Genomic DNA, 18,554 nt, shown 5'->3' on the forward strand with positions numbered 1-18,554 from the left:
CCTCGCGCGGGACGCGGGGTACGCACCGGTCGGTGGAACGGCCGCCGCGCATTTCGGCCTTTTCAGGCGTGCGCTTCAGCCTTCTCAGGCGGGCGTCGCATCCGCTCGGGGCATACATTCCAGTCTTCTCAGCATCTCAGCGCCGGTGCCGTCCCCCGGGCTCCCTCGTCCCCGCCGCCTCCGCGTGCACCGTCTCCGTGTCGGCCGGCGCGGTCGCAGCGACCGCCCTGCGGCGCCGCTTCACCATCATCGCCACCCCCGCCGCCAGCAGCAGCGCCGTGACCCCCGCGCCTTCCACCACGCGTCCGGTGGACGACCCGCCGGCCGAACCGGGCGCGCCGGCCGCCGCCTGCGCCTCCTTCCCCGGCGCCCGACCCGCGCTCGCGCCGCCCTCGCTGAGCGGATCGACGAGCGTGCCCACGGCCTGCGCGGTACGCCCGTCCCCGAAGCCCCAGTCGAGCAGCGCGGCGGTCTGCTCATAGACGGCATTGCTGCCCTCGGCGGGGTGCATGACCGTCACCAGCAGGGTGCGTCCGCCCCGGGTGGCCGCGCCGGTGAAGGTGTTGCCGGCATTGCTGGTGTAGCCGTTCTTGACGCCGATCAGGCCGTCGTACGACTTCAGGCCCCACGCCCCGGTCAGCAGACGGTCGGTGTTCTGGATCTGGAAGGTCTTCTTGCCGCCGGCCGGGAAGTCGGCGGTCCGCGTGCCGCAGTAGCCACGGAAGTCGGCGTCCTTCAGGCCGTGACGGGCGAAGAGCGAGAGGTCGTACGCCGAGGAGATCTGGCCCGGGTGGTCGAAGCCGTCGGGGCTGACCACATGGGTGTCCAGGGCCTGCAGGTCCTGGGCCTTCGCCTGCATCTCGGCGACGGTCTTGGCGATGCCGCCGTTCATGTGGGAGAGGACGTGCACGGCGTCGTTGCCCGAGCGCAGGAACACGCCCTGCCACAACTGCTCGACGGTGTAGGAGAGGCCGGGCTTGATACCGACCAGGCTGGAGCCGAGCGGGATGTCGGAGACGTCGGAGTCCTTCACCGTGTACCGCTCGGTGCGGTCGAACTTCTTCAGCACCGTGTCCGCGAACAGCATCTTCAGGGTGGACGCGGGCGGAAGCCGCCGGTGCGCGTTGAACGCGGCGAGCACCTCGCCGCTCTCGCAGTCGGCGATCAGCCAGGAGCGGGCGGTGATCTTGGCGGGCAGCCCGGAGGCTCCACGCACCTGGACACCGGTACGGGCCAGCTGCTCGCCGCCGACGACCGTGGTCGCGGCGGCCTCGGTGGCCGTGGACAAGGGAAGGGCGGCGGCCGTCAGTCCGAGGACGGCACGTCGGCTGAGCCGGGAACATTCGCGCACCCGGGGACCGTACACCGCGCCCAGCAGGGGATTCCTCGAAGGAGGGCCGTACGACGCGGAATTTGCCGCGTTATGAAAATACTATGAGTTCCCCTGGTTTCCCAGGCCTCACACATCCTTTACCGAGGGCAACTGCGGGGCGGCGGCGCGGATTTCAAGGCCGCTTCGGCCTGCCAGAACTCCGGCTCCCTGCCCACCGCCTCCGACCTGGTCACGAGGGTCGGCAAGCGGCTGTCCGGCGCGGTGCTCGCCGCCGCGTTCAGCTCGGCAGCACGGGCGGGGCGGCGGACCCCGCCGACAGCCGGCGTCGAACCTCCTGTCTCACCGGCGTCACCAAGCGCTGTACGCCGGGCAAGGAGACGGTGGTGGCGCTGCGCGGCATCGACCTCACCATCGCCGACGGCGACCAGCCGGCCGTACAGGGCCTCACGGGCAACCTCGACGACATCATGGCCCCTACCAGAGGGCCTGCGGCGGGGGCACGGCCTGACGTTCGTCATGGTCACCCACGACGAGCCCTGCACCCAGCAGCAGTACGGCGGCCGACGCCACTGGTCCGCTGTGCCGATCGGGTCCTGGGTGCCGCTCACCTCCCGAGGATGTGGTCGATCTCGGCCAGCTGTCCCGGGGTGAGCGGCCCTTTCGCCATCGCTCCCGCGTTCTGCTCGGCCTGCGCGACGGACCGGAAGCCCGGGATCGGCACGGTGCGCGGGCTGCGGGCCCAGAGCCAGGCGAGGGCGCCCTGGGCGAGGGTGCGGCCACCGCTGGTGAGGACGTCGCGCAGGGCGTCGACCCGGGCCACCCACCGCGGATCGGCCCCTGAGCCGTCCCCGAACCCCTGCAGCCAGGCGGGCGGCCGGCTGCGGATGTCCCCGGCCGCCGGCGCGCCGTGCCGCTTCCCGGTGAGCAATCCCATGGCCAGCGGACTGCGATTGACGCTCGCGAGCTCCAACCGCTCGCACAGACCGAGGAGTTCGGGAGCGTCGTCCAGCACATTGAGCGCGTGCTGTACGGCCGTACAGTGCGGCCCCTGGGCGAAGACGGCGGCGCGCCCAGAGTCGTCGGTACTCCAGCCGTACGCGCGGATGAGCCCCTCCTTCACGAACTCCTCGCACAGATCGCGGAGTTCCGCGGCCCGCGCCGGATCCGCATCGGACAGATGGAACTGGTACAGATCGATGTGATCGGTGCCGAGGCGGCGCAGGGAGGCGGTGAGGGCGCGGCGGGCGTACTCCGGGGTGTCGTCGTTTCCGGTGAGGGTGCGGGTGTCCGGGTCGAAGACATTGCCCCATTTGGTGGCGAGCACGACGTCGTCCCGCCGTGTGCCTAGGGCGCGGCCGAGGACGGTCTCGCTGTGCCCGGTGCCGTAGACGTCGGCGGTGTCGAAAAAGCTGACACCGAGGTCGAGCGCACGGTGTATCGCCCGTACGGACTCCTCGTCGTCCACCTTCCCCCAGCCGAGCGGCTGCCCGTCGGCGGACTGCCACTCCCCGCCGATGGCCCAGCAGCCGAAACCGAGCGCGCTGACGCCGATGCCGCTGCGTCCCAGAGTTCTCTTCGTCGTACCCATGGACGTCGTCATGCCCATGGACGGTAGGAGTTGAAGCGCACACGAGGACAAGCCCCGCGGAGGGGAACGGGTGCCTGATCGGTGTTAAGCCTGCCCGGTCTCGAAGCGGGAGATCCGCCCGTCGTCCTCGACGGTGAAGGTCCACCGGGTGCGCATCTCGCCCCAGGTGTCGTTGCGGTAGCGGGCGAGAAGTGCCCGCCCGCCGGAGGACTCGTTGTCGACCTCCAGGTGCCCGTTGGAGGAGAAGATCTCCCGGTCGATCCAGTCGGCGAGGTCCCGGTCGGAGCCGTCGTCGGCCATGGTCGCGCCGGGCGCGAGCAGGGACATGAACCTGTCCCGGTCATGAGAGTTGACGGCGCTCACGAACGCCCGGACGGCCGGGTCGCTGAGATTGGCTGGCTTAATCGTCATGGCGCCAGGCTCACACCGCTGAGCCGGGCCCGCCACCCGAACGCTCTCCCCGACGGGCCCACGGGTGCCGAACCTGCGACGGTGGGAACACGAGCCTCGCCCCCTCTCCGCCTCTCCGTTTGGGAGTCACCGTGAGCTGCTACGACCGACGTGATCTGGGCCAGCTGCTGCTCCGGCTGGGGACCGGCGGGGTGCTGGCCGCACACGGCGCGCAGAAGCTGTTCGGCTGGTTCGGCGGGCACGGCCTGGAGGGCACGGGCCAGTTCATGGAGTCCGTCGGCTACGCGCCGGGCAAGGCGAGCGCCACTGCGGCGGGCCTCGCGGAGGCCGGCGGCGGCACGCTCCTGGCCCTGGGCCTGGCGACCCCGGCGGCGGGCGCGGCGGCGGCCGGCGCGATGGCGGGAGCGGCGGCGGTCCATCTGCCCAACGGCTTCTTCGCCCAGGCGGGCGGCTACGAGTACGCGACAACCCTGGGCCTCGCAGCCGCAGGCCTGGCCATCACCGGCCCCGGCCGCCTCTCCCTCGACCACGCCCTGGGCCATGTCTTCGACCGCGGCTGGATGGTCCCGGCGGCCCTGGGGGTGACGGCGGCGGCCACGGCCGCGGTGATCGGAGCGCGGAACTGCCGGGTACGGGCGAAGACCGAGGGAAAACAGGAGGCACTGTTCGAGGAATTCGAGGAGTAGCCACGCTGCGCTCGACACGAGGACAGCACGGAACGGGGTGGCGAGGGCGGAGCTGGTTGGCCACTTCTCTGGCGAACAGGCCCGTCCCGCTTCACCTCTTCCCTCAAGTAACGGGTGAATCCGATCGGTTCGCATATGCGTTCTGCCCCTACGATGATCGGCTGCTGATGTTCTGACGTGCTCACAGAATTGGGGGGAAGGGTGTTCCGCGAGCGAGCTCCTAGGATGTCCCTGCGACGGACCTGCGCGGCGGCCGTCGTACTTTGCACGCTGTCGGGTTGCGGAGGCAACGGCAACAGCGGGGAACACGCGAAGGCGACATGCCCTCTCACCCCACTGCGGGCTCACCTGCCGCAACCGCGACCTCGTCGCCGAACCGCGCACCCAACTCCTGCTTGGCACGAGGCAGATCACCGCTGACGCCGACCTCCACCACGCCGGCGGTGTAGCTCGCCACCGATCCGTCGCCCACGGAGACGATGGTGTACCCGGTGGTGTGCCCCAGCAACGCCGTCACACGGTTCCGGGTCGTCGCCAGTTCACTGATCGACCGCGGCGCATCTCGCTCAACGATGCGCACACCCGTGTGGAGTCGAGCGAGTGCGGCGTCGAAGGCGGGGCGCGGCTTACGGTAGACGATGACGCGATCGCCCGGATTGTCAACCACAAGTCCGGTGAAGGAATCAGGTTGAGAGGCGCCCAGACGCTGGACGGCGTCCGCCGCCGCGTCCAGCCTCTGCTGGTCGGGCGGCCCGGAGCTGTTGGACGGCGACGGAGCCGGCGGGCTCGTTCTCCTGGGCGTCGCCGGGGCCACGGCGGACTGTCGGCCACACGCCGTGGCGAGCAGAAGCGCGGTTGCGGCCAAGCCGATGGCAATCACACGTATGGGCACGTGAGCACGTGGCATCGATGTCGCCTCGCTTCATCAACAGGTGCCTTGATCGTACGCCCGCCGATAGCGACGGGGGCAGTGTCCGAGCGTTGACGAGTGAGATCAGGAACCGAACGGCCAGCAGCCCTGCCACGCTACGAGCCCATCTACAACACCAAGTTCCTCTACCTTCCGTTTGACGAACTACGGGTAGCGGTGGCCGTGGTCGTGGGCCTGGGCAGATAGGCGGGTGAGGTCGGCGATGGGCGGTCTGGCGACGGCGCCCCTGGGAGGCGGGGGCGGGCGTGGGTCGGCTCGGCGGTCGCCGCCGGGTGCGAGCCGCTTCTGCTCCCGTTCGCCGAGGGGCCGAGAAGATTGCCCGCCGTCTCGACCGCGGCGCCGCAGGTGAGCAGCGCTGCGGCCAGCGCGGTCAGTCCGACGGAGGCGCGCAGTGCCCGCGACGCCGTGGAACGTGGGTCGGCGTCCCTCATCAGTCCACGTATTCCTGGGCGACCTGGACGTACTCGAAGCCCTTGACGTCGGTGGCGATCTGCATCTGGCCGGTCTTCGACGAGGCGATCAGGGTGTTGAGCAGACCGGAGATCGCCGCGCTCAGCGCCGACTCGGTGTCCGAACCGTCGGCGATGAACAGCGCCTTGGTCGCCACCTGTTCCAGCACGTCACGCTTGGCGCCGCCGAAGCCATAGGCGATCACGTGCGGGTGACGCGGCCAGCTCCTGTCCACCAGCGTGCGGAAGGAGTTCTGCCAGTGCGCGTCGGTCGGACCGCCATCGGTCAGGAAGAAGACCGTCGGCCGCAGCACGCTGAAGTTCTGCATCCTCAGGTCGCTGACATCCTGTTCGATGCACTGCCGCACCCGGTCGAAGGTCTTGCCGTACTCCGTGCGCCCGCCGCAGATCACCTCGGGCATGGTCGGCACCTGCTCCATGTCCGACATCGGGATCACCACGTGCACGTCGGTGGAGAAGGCGATCACGCAGACTCGGGCGAACTCCGAGACGCGGGGATTTGTCGCCAGGTTGTAGTGCAGACGGGAGAGGGTCGCGTTGAGCACTGTCTCGTGCGGCTTCATCGACGAAGACGCGTCGATCACCACGTAGGTGGGCAGGCAGAGTGACATGGTGCACCTCTGAGCTAGTGGTTGGAGGCGATGACGAAGAGCAGGATCACGGCTATGACGAGCACGAGAACCCACCCGCTGTGCGGGGCGGTCGGAGGCGTCCGTGCTGCCTCGGTGGGCGTCGACCCGGAGTCCTTCACGGCCGTATCGGGGCCGGGGTGGGGCCGCGGGTTCGTGCGCGGCAGCGGAGGCAGCGCGGCGTACGTCGGACGTGGCACGGTCCTGAGATAGGGCCCGCCGTTCAGCGCCAGATGCAGCTGAGCGGCCGAGGGCCGTCGCTCGCGGTCGGTCGCGAGCAGCATGTCCAGCAGTACGTCGGAGACGGCGGGCTGGTTCTGCCAGTGAGACGCGGCGACGGTGTGGAAGGCGTGCGCGTCACGCTGGCCCGTCATGCATTTGGCGACGAGCAGTCCGAGCCGGTAGCGGTCGGTGTACTCGTCCGCGTCGGTGCCCTGCGGAGTGAGCGGGTCGGCCCAGTTCGGCTGGTGGATGTCAGGCATCCTGTTCGGCTGACAGCCGTCGACGTCGATGAGATAGACGGAACGCTGATCCGGGCTCCAGAAGGCGTTGGAGAACGACCAGTCCGAGTAGACCAGGCCCAGGCTCTCCAGGATCCCGGCGAGCTCTGTCAGTTGGCGGCAGGCGGCCAGTCTGCCCTCGAAGCCGGGGCGCGACAGTCCGATCCGCCCGATCGACTCGTCGGACTTCGCCAGCCAGTCGATCTCCACGAAACGGCGCTCGCTGAACCCTCCGCGCCGCAGCTCTGAGCGGTACTGCTCGGGCGCCATCGGGATCACGCAGCCGACGGCCGGGTTGCCGGGTTCGTGGATCCGGGCTGCGGGCCAGCACGTCCCGGCGTACAGGGCCGCACGATCCGCCTCCGGCAGCGTGCCCGGAGCCGAGATCAGCAGGTCGAGCCGATCGGCGTCCTCCGGGTGCTGGTCCTGCCGGTAGAGCTTGGCCAGCCAGCCCGGATGGTTCGTCAGCGGCTTCACGGCGACGGCCTGGCCGTTGTGTTCGGAGATCGGCTCGGCGAGTGGTCCGAGATCGCTGACGCTCACGGTCCGCGGCAACGCCCAGCCCCGCGGATCGGCCACCGGGCCGCCGTCGCTCGCACCGTCATCGGCGCCATCGGCGCCATCGATGAGATGGGGTTCCGTCATGCCCGGCCACCGTTCCACGCCACGACAGCGGTGCGGTCGTCAAGGCACTGCGGTGCGTCGAAACCGACGTCGGCGATGAACCGCGTGGCCGGCACCGGCGAGCGCCAGGCGTTCGCGAAGTACTCGTTGACGTTGCCCGCCCGGTCCGCCCACGCGTCGCCGATCCCGTCCGTGACCAGGGCGAGGGCGGCGCCGGGAGCGAGGGAGACGTAGTGGCCCCTGGCCAGTTGTGGCGTGTCGGGCAGTCGCCCGGCGACCTCGTTCGAGACGACCGCGGCCGTGCGGTCCTTGGCATCGCCGCACGAGAACAGCCACAGCGGGCCGCGCGGGTCGAGCGTCCAGGCCGAACTGTCGCCGAGCCACGCGACCCAGGCCTGCGCGACGCCGTTCGCGTCCGGTTCGGCGAGCACCGCGGTGATCAGCACGGTGGCCACGTGTGAGGTGCCGACGCCGCGTCCGGCCGCGTGCGCGGCGACCGATTCCGCGATCCGCGCATACAGCTCCTTGACATCGAGCCTGTCGAAGCCCACTGCCTCGATCTGTTCGCGCAGCAGGGTGACAGCCTGGCTGGCGGCCGTGGTGGCCCCGGCGTCGGACCAGGCCGCGCTGGACAGGCCGTCGGCCACGGCCACGATCGCGTACCGGCTGTCCCGGCTTCGCCCGATCCGGTAGGAGTCCTGCCGCGGCTCGGCGGGCCGGCCACAGCGGTGGCCGGGCCCGATGACGGAGGCCGCGCGGATGGTGAAGGCACCGACCGTGGCCTCGTCGGCAGCGATTCCGTTCTGCACCGTGCGCTCCGGCAGCAGCCAGGGGTAGCCCTGGGCACGGGCGCCGTCGCCGAAGCGGGGAACGCTCAGGTCGGTCGGCCGCTCGCGCAGGAACGGCTGAGGCCTCGCGGGCTGGGCCTGCGGAGCCGCAGGTCCGGTGACGTAGCGACAGATCGGAACCGCTGTGGCGGGCTTGGGCACCTGTTCGAGCCGGTCGCGCTGCCGGGCGAGCGTCGCGGCGGCCTCGGACCCCAGCGCGGCCGCCGTGCCGGCGACACCAACTGCCGCGAGGGCGAACACGTCCACCAGCCGGCCGTACTGCCGATGCGGCGTGCTGACCTCGATGAAGGCCCCGATGACGACGGCCACGAGCAGCATCGCCCGCCCCCGTCCGTCCATGAGGCCACCCCGCCGGCTGTTGTCCCGGCTCACGGCCGTTCCTCGGAATCGCGGGAATTCGGTCCGGAGGAAAAATGCTGAGTGCCGTGCTGCACCGCGAATACTCCACCTGAATTGGTGGCGGAATTGACCTGGATCACGATGTCCGGCATTTCCGGGGTTCGCAGCGACGCCAGGGCCATGACGTCCTGGGCGAGAGCCGGGTTCCGGTCGAGCAGCTGAGACAGAGCCTCGGTCCAGTAGCCCACGGCCACGGCGTCGACCGCCCCCCTGTCGGCGGTCGCCTGCCGGTCCAGCGCGGCGGACAGCTCCGTGCGGCGGCTACCGCGAGCCTGCGCGAGGACGCCGCTCATCAGCCTCTTCGCCTCCTGCCAGAGATCGGTGCCCATCGCGGAGACCAGAGCGGTGGCGCCGCTCGCGGCCAGCTCGGCGAGTTCCTCGTTCATCAGCGCGTATCAACCTCGGTCGTTGTGGCGGATGTACTGGTCGCCTCGGTGGACGGCGAAGACCGTGCCGTTTCCCGTGGCCTGGACGAGCTGCTCCACGGTCCGCGGCGTGGGTTCCGCAGGCGGCTCGCCGGAGCCGGAATCCCGGCCGGTCTCGACGCGGGGCCCGACGGGGCTGCCCGGATACCAGAGCCAGGCCCGCGCGGCGTACTCCTTGACCCGGACGTCGGCCGCGGTGAAGGCATCGGCTTCGAGCCCCTCGTAACCGTGCCCGACCGTCTCCTCGTAGAAGTGGTGCGAAAGGATGGCGGCCACCGGGGTGCCACTGGTACCGGCCAGGGCCGCGTGCCGCAGCGGGGCCGAGTCGAGCAGCCGGGCCAGCGCCTCGAAGGGGGCGCCGGAGACGGTGCCCTCCGGATCGAACCGGATCTCCCCCGCGTGCACCGCGGCCCGCACCCGCAGCCGGGTGTCCGGGCCGGCGTGCCGGTTGTGCTCGCGGATCCGTGAGCCCAGCTCCGGCAGCAGTGGGAACAACAGTCTGGCCTTGGGCAACGCGGCCGGGGCGACGAGCTGACAGCCGTCGCCGGTGTCGACGTACGCGAAGTCCCTTGCGTCCAGATCCGCGATGTCGAGGGCGTCGAACAGCGCGGAACGCAGAACTCTGCGGATCTCTTGCAGCCGCTGCTCGCCGCGGCCCGCGGAACCCGCGATGTCGCACGCCAGCAGGGCTCGGTATTCGTACCTCGGATTCACAATCCCTCCGCGATCACGACGGGGCCGGCAATTCGAAGATCGATTGGCCGTCTTCCCTGTTATCCGATGCCGACAGAATGATTTCCGAGATCGTAGAGGAGGGGTCCTCGGGTAGAACGGCTACTAATACGGCTTGTGCGGCTTCGGCCGAACGAGGAAGAGAGGTGTGGCCGATGAGCAACACACGGGTTCGGGGGGCCGCGGCCTACTGGCCGGCGGCCGGGCTGCTCGGCCGGGTGGACGAGGCCGACCGCGAAATCCTGCTGGGACTCGGCCACGGCGTGGTCTACCCGGCTGGTCAGATCGCCATCCGCGAGGCCGACACCTCGGACTACGCGCTGCTCCTGCTCGGTGGCACGGTGAAGGTGACCGCGCACGCGCAGGACGGCCGCGAGGCGCTGCTGGCCGTGCGGATGGCCGGGGACCTGGTCGGGGAACTCGCCGGGATCGACGGTCAGCCGCGCATCGGCACCGTGACCGCCTGTGGCAGGGTGCTGGCGCGCTACATCCTGCGCTCGGAACTGCTGGAGTGCACGAAACAGCACCCCGCCATCGGTCTTGCGCTCAGCGCGAGCGTGGTGGCCAAGCTGCGCACGGCGACCGGCCGGATCGTCGACTTCACCGGTTGCGACGTGCTCGGGCGGCTGGCCAGGATCCTGCACCACCTGGCCGTCATCTACGGTCGTCCCGGCCGGAACGAAGCCCAACTCCCGCTGTCGCAGCCGGAGATGGCCACCCTGGTCGGCGCGGCGGAGTCGTCGATCCACAAGGCCCTGCGGGCGCTGCGGGAGTCGGGCGCGGTCGTGACCGGCTACCGCAGGATCACGATCCTCGATCTGGACCACCTCGCCCGGATCGCCGTCGAGGCCGCCCCGCCGGAGGGCGTCGCGGCCGGGCCCGCCGGATCGCCGGCGATCTCGCCAAACACGTAAAAGCGCCGGGTTCGCACGACGGGGCGGCGCCAGCATGACCGAGTGCCGGGACCCGAGCGTCGGACGGGACCCGAGCGTTGGAGAGAACGGGGAAGCAGATGCCAGAGAACAACGGCGCTCCGGACGCTTCCGAGCGGATCGGGGTCGGCAACGTGTCCGGAACGGTGGTCGTAGGCAGCCACAACACCGTGACCAACCTGGGGATCACCGCCGAGTACGGTTCGAACGTCACCGTGCACGCGGGGCCGCTGCCGGATCCAGTCAGGCGCCGGCCGATCTCCCAGCTGCCGCGGTCCGCCGCCGATCCGCTGATCGGCCGCGAGCGGGATGTGCGGGCACTGCAAGAGACGATCGAGAGACGTCAGTTGGTGCAGGTCTGGGGCGCGTCCGGGGTCGGCAAGAGTGCACTGCTGCGCCACCTCGCGCGTACGATGCCGCGCGGGCCCGAGGGTGTCGCCTATATCGAAGCCGGCGGACGTACGCCTGATGACATCGCACAGGCGATATTCGACATCAGCTTCGACGCGCCGAACTACAAGCCGTCGCTGGAGGCGCTGAAGGAGCATCTGAAGACACTGCGGCTGCGGATCTACCTGGACGATGCGGGACTCGGCGAGAAGGACCTGCGCCGGCTCTTCGACATGGCCGAGCAGTCCACGTTCGTCTTCACCTCGCAGCAGTGGTCCGCGGTCGACGGCGTGCACGCGTTCCAACTCCAGGGGCTGACCACCTCGGCGGCGACGGAACTGGTGACGGCGCTGCTGAACCGCGAGCTGCGGCCCGACGAGGCGCGGACCGTGGAGGCGCTGTGCGACGCGGTGGACGGCAACCCGCTCCGGTTGCGGCGCATCGCCTTGTCGGCCGCGACCGGCCAGGGTCTGCCGGGCATCGCCGATCTCCCCGAACTGCTTCCCGCGCTGCTGAACAGGCTCCGGCCGCAGGAGCGCGACCTGCTGCATCTGCTCGGCTCACTGTCCGGCGCCGAGTTGGCCGCCCGGCATCTCAATGATCTGCTCGCTCGACCGGACACCGACGCGCTCGCCGACGGCCTGGTACGACACGGCCTGCTGCTCGCCTCGGAGACCGGCTACAGCTGTCCGCCGGACGTCGCCGAGTACGCGCTGAAGAGCCGGGCGACGGAGTTTCCCGCCGATCGGCTCTGCCAGGCGCTCACCGCGTGGGTTGAGGAGAGGGACACCGCCCCGGACGACGTCGCGGCACACTTTCAGGCCCTGGATGTCGCGGTGCTGCGAGCGGAGAGGAGCGGACACGCGCAGCTCGGCGCGGCGCTGGCCCGTGCCGCCTCACCGAAGCTGGCGCTGTCCCGGCAGTTCGACGCGTGGGGCAGCCTGCTCGGAGTCGGTTGGGCAGCGGCGAAGAGCGCGGGAGACAAGGAGGGTGAGGAGTTCTTCCTGCGCGAGGCGCGCACCCGCCGGAGGGTGATCGGCCGGGCTGCGCAGACGACGGCCCTTGTGCTTGAGGCGGACGTGCTGTGGCGGGAACTCACCGCTCTGCGAGCGCATTCGGCAGCCCATCACGTCGCCAACACCGCGACGACCACCCCGCAGCCGGTCCACGCGTTCACCCCGCCGCACGTCGCGGGCAACACCCCGGCCTTCGCGCACCCGCACGTCGCGGGCAACACGCCGGCCCTCACGCACCCGCACGTCGCGGGCAACACGCCAACCCTCACGCACCCGCACGTCGCGGGCAACACGCCGGCCCTCACGCACGCGCCCGCCCCCACGCCCGCCACTGCGGCTCCCGTGCACGTTCCCCCGCACGCTCCCGTGGCGAGGCCGGTGGTCGACTTCTCCCGTCCCGCCGGACAGCCGCACGTCGCCGCCCACGTGACCGGCGCACATTCCGCCGCACCGATACCGAAGCGGATCGACCTCTCGCAGGCGCACACCTCCGCCGCCCAGCCGGCGCACGCTGCGAGCACAACGACGACCGCGACGAGCGCAGGCTCCCACACGGCGGTCACCGCCGCCGGCGCAGCGGGTGCCAAGGGCGGAATTTCAGCACTCGCCATCGCCTGCACGATGGGCCTCGTGACCGTGCTGGGCCTCGGTGCCGCGGTCTACGCGAACGACCAGCCTGACACGTCTTCAGTCGTCGCGCCGAGCCCCGTCGGTACGCCGAGCCTGAGCGACGACACCTCGCCCACCGTCGACACCCCACCCACCGACGACACCTCGCCCACCGACGACACCTCGCCCACGGTCGATCCCGTGTGCGCGACTGTGATCCCAGCCCTGTCGCCGATGATCCCGCAGTTCAATACCGACGTCTCCGCCGTGTCCGACGCGATCGACTCGTACAACAGCGCCATGGACTCCTACAACGCGGGCGAGACATCCGCCCCTCCCGACGACAGCACGGTGGTCGCCGACGACAACACTGTCATCAGCGACCTGAACTCCATCGAGTCCACGTTGCGGCAGGCCATATCGGAAGCTCAGGACAGCTCCGTGGAAACAGACCTCAACGACATGCTGACCGCTGCTCAGCAGACAGCGAGCCAGTATCAGTCGTTCGACCCCAGTGTGGGAGGCAGCGTGCTCGACACATCGAGTCAGGTCGCGGCGATGAACTCGGCCGCACACAGTCTGCAGACCGACTGCGGCGGCTGACCTGCCCCGACATCCCTCAAGAAAGGCCGATCATGCCCACGGAATCCACACACGGGGACATCCACGCCGGGGACGTCTCCGGCACGTTCATCGTAGGCGACAACAACCGCGTGACGAGCACGACGCATGGCCCTGAGCAGCCGCAACCGCACCAGCAGAACTCCGCGGAGGACCAAGCAGCAGTCTTCGCAGTCGAACACGGCACCATGCACGTCACGTACAACGCCGAAGCCCAGCATGAGGCAGACCGCTGAGAAACACCGCGTGCCCCGGCCGACGATCGACCGGGGCACGCACCCTGCGATCCGCTCAGTCCTGGCCGGCCAGCAACTCCAGGTCCTGAGCGTTCAGTGTCGCCGTCTTCAGCAGTTCCCTGATGAGGTTGACGCTGAGCATCGAGCCGACCGGCTCGCCGACCTCTTCGCGCAGCAGTCCGCGTACGCCCCGCCGGTGCAGCCGTTCGCGCACGTCCTCGACCGCGTTCGCGACCGACTTGTAGGTCCAGGACTTGGTCGCGTAAGGCGAGGCGTTGACCAGACGGGCGGTGTCCTCCCAGGCCAGCGGGAGCGGGAAGGCGTCGTGGCCCTCCAGGTAGCGCCGGGCGAGCGCGGTGAGCACCAGCCGCTCCTGCGGGGAGAGTTCGTAGACCGTCTCGGGATCCACGGTCTCCGCACCGCTCGTGGCGCGGGGGTGCCGGTCGTCCTCGCCCACGACGCGGACCTCCACCAGGTGGGAACGCTGCTTGGACGAGTTGATCACCAGTGGGGTGTACCCGGACTCGACGATCCGCTTGTGGCCGGTGAGCATCAGCGCGCCGTCGGGCAGTTCGATCGGCAGATTGCCGGTGTTGAGCAGCCACCAGTCGCCGTCCGTGCCCGTGCAGGTGAACACGCCATGCCGACGGCTGACGGTCGGGTCGTCGACGCCGACCGGCACATGCACGTCCTCACGGTCACGTCCGAACAGCAGTGTGTACCGGCGCGGCGGCACGGCGTACCCGCCCTCCGGACCCAGTACGAAGATCGTCCCGGGCGGCGCCGAGGGCACCCTGTCGGAGGGACTGCCCGGCGGCAGCATCTGAGGTGGGAAATTTCCGTACTCCATATCACATACCTCCGGCTCGGCTCGCGCCAGTGTAGGAGCGCATTGCGAGGACCGGTCCTCCCTCCAGCTTGCGGTGCGCTGACATCAGAGATGTGCGACCTCCCGTACGGCAGGGAGGCGCGCGTCCGCTGTCAACTCGTGTTGCATGGCGTGGACTTGGTCGATAGCCTCCCCGCCGTGAACGCGAGCAGCGGGGGCACGGCCGATGATCGATAGCACGACCGCCGAACCGCTCGGCCCGGACGATCCGCAGGAGATCGGCAGCTTCAACATCATCGGCGTGCTCGGCACCGGCGGCATGGGCGAGGTCTACCTAGGGGCGTCGGACAAGGGCTACGCCGCCGTCAAGCGCGTCCGGCCGCGGCTGGTCTCCAGCGAGCGCTTCGAACGCGAGGTCGGCATCCTCTACCGTGTGCCGGTCGGAGTCGGGCCGCGGGTGCTGGCCAGCGACGGCACCGCGGAACGCCCCTGGTTCGCCACCGAGTACATCCCCGGACTCACCGTGGACGAGGCGGTCCGGCTGCGCGGCCCGCTGCCCACCGAGGCGCTGTGGCTGCTGCTGGCCGAGGCAGCCGCTCAACTGCGGGCCGTGCACGCGCTCGAGATCGTGCACCGCGATGTGAAGCCCGGCAACGTGATGCTGGTGCGCGACGGCGTGAAGCTGATCGACTTCGGCATCGCGCGCGCCGCAGACCAGGCGAGGCTCACCAGGAGCGGTGGCAGCTTCGGAACGCAGGGATTCTCGGCACCGGAACAGCAGGCCGGCGACGAAGACGTGCACGCGCCCGCGGACGTCTACGCACTCGGTGCGCTCCTGCTCTACGCGGCCTCGGGCCGCACACCCGGTGTCGTCCCTGACGTCGAGCCGCTGCGTGCCGTGGATGCCGGCCTCGCCGCCGTCATCGAGTCCTGTCTGGCCACCGCCCCCGAAGCCCGCCCCACCGCCGGCGAGATGGTAGAGGCGGCCCGCGCGCACCTGGCCGTCCCGCCCCCGACATGGCCCTCTGAGGTCATGTCACGCATCGCCTCGCGACGTGCCTTCGCCGCGACGCCGGTCGGCAAACTGGAGACCGTCCCACCGCCGGACCTGGACGCGGATCCGAAGCCGGAGACCGTACCCACGTCCCCCGCATTACCTCGCCGCCCGCGCAAACGTCTGGTCCTGCTCCCGGCCGCCGCAGTGATCGCCGTCGGCGCCGTCGCAGCGTTCCTGCTCGTCCCGTCCGCATCCCCGCAGCACCGCGCCTCGCAGTCGTCCGACAGCGCGTCGGTCCCCACCAGGCCTGTGGCCGGGACGACGCAGGCGCCCTCCGCGAGCCCAAGCCGTTCGGCCTCGTCCACCGCCAAGTCCGCTCCCTCGCCCTCGGTCCGCACGGACACGACCGTCCCGCCGCGCGCGTCCAGCCCGAGTTCGGCCTCGGGCACCGTCGCGACCGCCGCGTCCTCAGCAGCTGCCGTCAGGCCCACCTCATCGTCGATCAGCGGCATCAACGGCAGCGACGACTCGACTCAGGTCAAGGGCTCCGAGGCGGACACCGACTGGTTCGGCAACGACGCCGCCTGCTCCGCCTGGCTGGACGACAACGGCTCCGGCGAACTCGCGGGCGTGCTCAACACCTCCCTGAACCAAACCTGCGACGCCACGCTGTACCGCAGCGACGGCATCGCGTACACCTTCCATGCCTCCTGGGGCGCCGCGAAGACGAGCTTCCTCTCAGACGTCGGCGACACGATGTGGATCTGCGTCTGGAACGCGAGCAACCGATCCGACGAGCAGTGTTCCGCCCGCTTCGCCATGAACGGCCACACCCCGGTCAAGCAGTGAAGCAAACGGCACAACCGCCGCGGGAACGCCAGCGTTTGTTCGTGGAACGCGGCCGCCCTGCTCCCGCGCCTGGTGCCACCGCTGTACAGACCGCACGCGTCGCCCCGCGGTCAGCCCGCCCCCTTGCGGATACCTCATGTGCCCGGCCTACTGCGCCAACCACAACTTGTCGACCCATGACATCACGCCAGAACGGCGCCGACGGGTGGGTGAGCCGCCTCGGCGGTCGCACGGTAGGTGATCAGGAATCCGCGTGTATCGGCCGGCTGGAAGGACAAGGTCTCCGCCTCCTCCGCGGTCACCGTTCCTGTGACGGTGCTGGTGATGGATGACGCTGAAGCTGTATCCGGGGTCCGGCGGGCGGCCGTCGGGCCCGGCGTTCGTGGTGCCGGTGCAGGCGGTGGCACCCGGCGGCGACGCGGCGGTGTGTTCCACTGGTCCACCGTGGTGGCCCGGTCGCTGGGAGGGCTCGATTCCCCTGCGGTCGTCGCCCTCGCCCTGGACAACCGCGCTGTCGACGACCTGCGGCAGCCCCTCACTGCCTGACCGTGAAGTACTGCCATGCGCCCCAAGTGCTGAGGTTTCCGGTGTCCTTGCCGCTGTGGACGTACTCGGCACGCATCCGGAACCTGCTGTTGACCGCCTTGGTCAGGCTCAGCGTCGCGGAGCCGGTGCTCGTCGTGCTGAGCGTGCGGCATGAGGAGATGCTCTGTGCGTGCCAGGCGCCGCCGTAGTACCGCTGGGCCTGGAATCGCACGCACTGGCCGACCTTGTCGGGCGTGACCGTGGCGTTCAACTTGGCCGTGGCGGTGTGGTGGTAGACCCGGTAGAGGGTGCTGCCGTAGTGAGTGCTTCCGTAGTAGCCGCTCAGCGACTCGGACACCTTGGCGTGGGCCGACACGGTGCGGACGGCGGTAGCCGCGGCGTAGCGGTAGTCACCGGCGAAAGACGCGGTGAAGATCGTGCTGCCGGTGACCCTGTAGGTCGCGGTCAGGTTGCCGTGGCTGTCCACCGTGCCCGCCCTGACCAGCGTCTTCTTACCGTGGTAAGGCTCGGCGTAGATCGAGAGTGTGCGCCCGTTGTAGGTCCTGCCGAGGTGGGCCGTGACCTTTGCGGTCGCGCCGTAGGCGTATGACGACGCGTTGGTGCTGATGGACAGGGCGGTCGCGCTGCGGGAGACCTGGACCGTTGCGGAGGCTTTGGTCGCCTGGTGGGCGGAGTCACCGGCGTAGGTCACGGTGTAGGTGTTGGCTCCCCCGACCTGCGGGACGTCGGCTATGTGGAATGTGCCGTCGGCGGACAGGGGCGCATCCGGCAGCGCTACGCCGGCGGGATGGGCAAGGTCGCTCCTGACCACCTTGACGGCCTCACCGGAGGGGTAGGGAGCCGCCGACATCTGACCGGGCACGGTCAGCCGGGACGCGCGGCCGCTCTTCGCCGGGGCGGTGAGGTTGATGGTGGTCGGGGCCGGCGTCGGGAGCTGCCATGGCACGTAGAACGTGTATCCAGTCGGCTGCGTCTGGTTCCCGGCCGCGTCGACTCCGACGACGTAGAGGGTGTGGGTCCCCCAGGTCAGGGAGGCTGTCAGGGTTCCCTTGCCCTGGGCGTCGGCCGGGGCCCGGGCGGCGCCGATGCCGGGCTCCTGGTCGAAGGCGTACTCGAAGTGGTCCAAACCGCTGGCCCAGCAGTCCGGAGCCCCCGCTTCCGTGCATCCGCCGGGCAGGGGGTCACGGGAACTGAAGCTGAACGTGGTGGGCTGCCCGGCTGCCTTCGTGGGCGTTCCCGGGCTTCCTGCCGGCGGGAAGTCCGGGTTCGTGACGACCGGGGCGAGGGGCGCGCTCCCGTCAACCCGGAAGTAGCAGGGCGCGGTCGGGTTCGAGTACGCCGTCCCGTCGTACGTCGACGCGTGCCAGCCGTAGGTGTGCCCATCCGTCAGGGGCAGCGGGACATACACGGATTCGTAGGGAACCGGCACCCCGGAGACGGACCCGTCGGCCGCCTGCGAGCCGTCCACGTCCCACGCATGAACGACCCCCTGGTACGTCACCCCGTCCACCGTGGGCCGCGGTACGCCGATGGAGACGGTCATCCCCGTGGGAGGCGGATTGGTCACGGTCCGCCAGGTCGGGGTGCTGTCGCTGCCGCAGGCCGGACTGGCCGGCAATGCGGGCGTCGGCAGTGCCGGGTTGACGGGGGTCTCGTCGGCGGCCGCTGCCGCCGGAAGCGCTGCCACGATCGTGCCGGCCAGCAGAAGAGCGAGCCAGCCGCGCTGATGCACGGTTCGATTCACAGGTGTCTTCCTTCTGGGCCGTGCCCGTACGTCGGTGTCAAGTCCCTGTGCTCGTGCGGGGCAGCGCTCGGGGACCTGATCGCGCGTACGACGATTGCCAGGACGGCATGCGTCTCCCCACGCACGTGGCCGTCCGCCCCCTCGCTGCGGTACGGGACCGCAGAGCATACCGGACGCTAGCACCACCTCGGACGACTTCAGCGGCCCTT

Annotated in this window: 17 protein-coding genes and 1 pseudogene; 7 read left to right on the forward strand and 11 right to left on the reverse strand. The window is 70.2% G+C overall.

The genetic code is table 11. The annotated features are described in order from the left end of the window. Nucleotides 1–136 precede the first annotated feature (136 nt). Entirely contained in the window at nt 137–1,351 is a 1,215-nt protein-coding gene (locus AV521_RS17650) for a D-alanyl-D-alanine carboxypeptidase family protein (protein ID WP_179023184.1), read from the reverse strand. 320 nt (nt 1,352–1,671) lie between these two features. Here AV521_RS17650 and AV521_RS50855 point away from each other — a divergent pair. Continuing rightward, nucleotides 1,672–1,785, forward strand: a pseudogene (locus AV521_RS50855) (ABC transporter ATP-binding protein); the annotation flags it as partial. Between the two features lie 152 nt (nt 1,786–1,937). Here AV521_RS50855 and AV521_RS17655 read toward each other — a convergent pair. Together AV521_RS17655 and AV521_RS17660 are read right to left on the reverse strand one after the other, a co-directional pair. Further along, a complete protein-coding gene (locus AV521_RS17655) occupies nt 1,938–2,933 on the reverse strand; it encodes an aldo/keto reductase (protein WP_256725578.1) in 996 nt (331 codons plus the stop codon). Between the two features lie 72 nt (nt 2,934–3,005). After that, a complete protein-coding gene (locus tag AV521_RS17660; RefSeq protein ID WP_076089418.1) occupies nt 3,006–3,332 on the reverse strand; it encodes a hypothetical protein in 327 nt (108 codons plus the stop codon). A gap of 131 nt (nt 3,333–3,463) precedes the next feature. Here AV521_RS17660 and AV521_RS17665 point away from each other — a divergent pair, with 131 nt between their 5' ends. Continuing rightward, complete coding sequence (locus AV521_RS17665) at nt 3,464–4,018, forward strand: DoxX family protein (RefSeq protein ID WP_076089583.1); 555 nt, start codon at nt 3,464–3,466, stop codon at nt 4,016–4,018. Nucleotides 4,019–4,346: 328 nt separating this feature from the next. On the opposite strand, the gene AV521_RS17670 is transcribed toward AV521_RS17665, so the two are convergent. The 6 genes from AV521_RS17670 to AV521_RS17695 all read right to left on the reverse strand — a co-directional run bounded on the left by AV521_RS17670 (nt 4,347) and on the right by AV521_RS17695 (nt 9,558). Continuing rightward, nucleotides 4,347–4,910, reverse strand: a complete 564-nt coding sequence (locus AV521_RS17670) for a hypothetical protein (protein WP_256725579.1) — start codon at nt 4,908–4,910, stop codon at nt 4,347–4,349. A gap of 469 nt (nt 4,911–5,379) precedes the next feature. Then, on the reverse strand, nt 5,380–6,030 hold the full coding sequence (locus tag AV521_RS17675; RefSeq protein WP_076089420.1) for a VWA domain-containing protein: 651 nt from the start codon (nt 6,028–6,030) through the stop codon (nt 5,380–5,382). A gap of 14 nt (nt 6,031–6,044) precedes the next feature. Then, complete coding sequence (locus AV521_RS17680; RefSeq protein ID WP_076089421.1) at nt 6,045–7,193, reverse strand: hypothetical protein; 1,149 nt, start codon at nt 7,191–7,193, stop codon at nt 6,045–6,047. Then, the gene (locus AV521_RS17685) at nt 7,190–8,392 is read right to left on the reverse strand and encodes a protein phosphatase 2C domain-containing protein (protein ID WP_076089422.1); all 1,203 of its coding nucleotides are present in this window, start codon (nt 8,390–8,392) and stop codon (nt 7,190–7,192) included. The genes AV521_RS17680 and AV521_RS17685 overlap by 4 nt, the downstream gene beginning before the upstream one ends. Next, a complete protein-coding gene (locus AV521_RS17690; protein ID WP_076089423.1) occupies nt 8,389–8,805 on the reverse strand; it encodes a hypothetical protein in 417 nt (138 codons plus the stop codon). Before AV521_RS17690 ends, AV521_RS17685 begins: the two co-directional genes overlap by 4 nt. Before the next feature lie 9 nt (nt 8,806–8,814). Continuing rightward, complete coding sequence (locus AV521_RS17695) at nt 8,815–9,558, reverse strand: hypothetical protein (RefSeq protein ID WP_076089424.1); 744 nt, start codon at nt 9,556–9,558, stop codon at nt 8,815–8,817. 173 nt (nt 9,559–9,731) lie between these two features. Between AV521_RS17695 and AV521_RS17700 the strand changes: the two genes are divergently transcribed. From AV521_RS17700 to AV521_RS17710, 3 genes are all read left to right on the forward strand, one after another. Beyond that, on the forward strand, nt 9,732–10,490 hold the full coding sequence (locus AV521_RS17700) for a Crp/Fnr family transcriptional regulator (RefSeq protein ID WP_256725580.1): 759 nt from the start codon (nt 9,732–9,734) through the stop codon (nt 10,488–10,490). Nucleotides 10,491–10,588: 98 nt separating this feature from the next. After that, entirely contained in the window at nt 10,589–13,126 is a 2,538-nt protein-coding gene (locus AV521_RS17705; protein ID WP_076089426.1) for an AAA family ATPase, read from the forward strand. A 32-nt stretch (nt 13,127–13,158) separates the two neighbouring features. Next, nucleotides 13,159–13,380 carry a hypothetical protein gene (locus AV521_RS17710; RefSeq protein WP_076089427.1) on the forward strand — a complete coding sequence of 74 codons (222 nt, stop codon included), beginning with the start codon at nt 13,159–13,161 and terminating at the stop codon, nt 13,378–13,380. A 55-nt stretch (nt 13,381–13,435) separates the two neighbouring features. Here AV521_RS17710 and AV521_RS17715 read toward each other — a convergent pair whose 3' ends face one another. After that, complete coding sequence (locus AV521_RS17715) at nt 13,436–14,230, reverse strand: FHA domain-containing protein (RefSeq protein ID WP_256725581.1); 795 nt, start codon at nt 14,228–14,230, stop codon at nt 13,436–13,438. Between the two features lie 205 nt (nt 14,231–14,435). On the opposite strand from AV521_RS17715, the gene AV521_RS17720 reads away from it, so the two are divergent. Both AV521_RS17720 and AV521_RS17725 read left to right on the forward strand, forming a co-directional pair. Continuing rightward, nucleotides 14,436–16,055: a serine/threonine-protein kinase gene (locus AV521_RS17720; protein WP_076089429.1), complete on the forward strand. Its 1,620-nt coding sequence runs from the start codon at nt 14,436–14,438 to the stop codon at nt 16,053–16,055. 324 nt (nt 16,056–16,379) lie between these two features. Beyond that, nucleotides 16,380–16,601: a hypothetical protein gene (locus tag AV521_RS17725; protein WP_143658617.1), complete on the forward strand. Its 222-nt coding sequence runs from the start codon at nt 16,380–16,382 to the stop codon at nt 16,599–16,601. Here the strand turns inward: AV521_RS17725 and AV521_RS17730 are convergent. Further along, nucleotides 16,591–18,345, reverse strand: a complete 1,755-nt coding sequence (locus tag AV521_RS17730) for a hypothetical protein (RefSeq protein WP_143658618.1) — start codon at nt 18,343–18,345, stop codon at nt 16,591–16,593. The genes AV521_RS17725 and AV521_RS17730 overlap by 11 nt on opposite strands. Nucleotides 18,346–18,554: the final 209 nt, after the last annotated feature.

The sequence above is a fragment of the Streptomyces sp. IMTB 2501 genome (genome assembly GCF_001953885.1).
GTDB lineage: Bacteria > Actinomycetota > Actinomycetes > Streptomycetales > Streptomycetaceae > Streptomyces.